The organism is Salmonella sp. NW884, assembly GCF_051700745.1.
Taxonomy (GTDB): Bacteria; Pseudomonadota; Gammaproteobacteria; order Enterobacterales; family Enterobacteriaceae; genus Salmonella; species Salmonella enterica.
In genome coordinates, this window is record NZ_JAMMDE010000051.1 from 1 (window position 1) to 329 (window position 329).

The 329-nt window shown below is 43.5% G+C and carries 1 protein-coding gene; it reads right to left on the bottom strand.

Annotated features, from left to right (window positions below):
- Nucleotides 1-56: 56 nt before the first annotated feature.
- Nucleotides 57-329: antitermination protein Q (locus NA197_RS23470; protein ID WP_438796692.1), on the bottom strand; the 273-nt coding region annotated here is incomplete at its 5' end.

Sequence of the window (329 nt, forward strand, 5' to 3'; positions counted from 1 at the left end):
CGTTGGAATCAGGTTAGCCATTTTCCGTTAATTTTGCAATAGCTAAATTATTTTGGTCATCGAGTCACGTTTCCCAGAACCTTTTCTGCATACGATTCCTCAATATGGCAATGCTCTACCAGCCGATCGAAAAACAGTTTATAGTTGTACCGCCATACCATTTCCGTTACTCCTAGTGCTTTAAAAATCTCGGTATCTTTGAGACGTGGGTAGCCTCTTCCCTTGCATCTTGGGCATTTTTTATAAACCGGCACGCCCTGCAACTCAGATTTTTTCTTATCGAGAATTTCTCCGCGCCCCCGGCAACGACATTCATTTTTCACATGGCC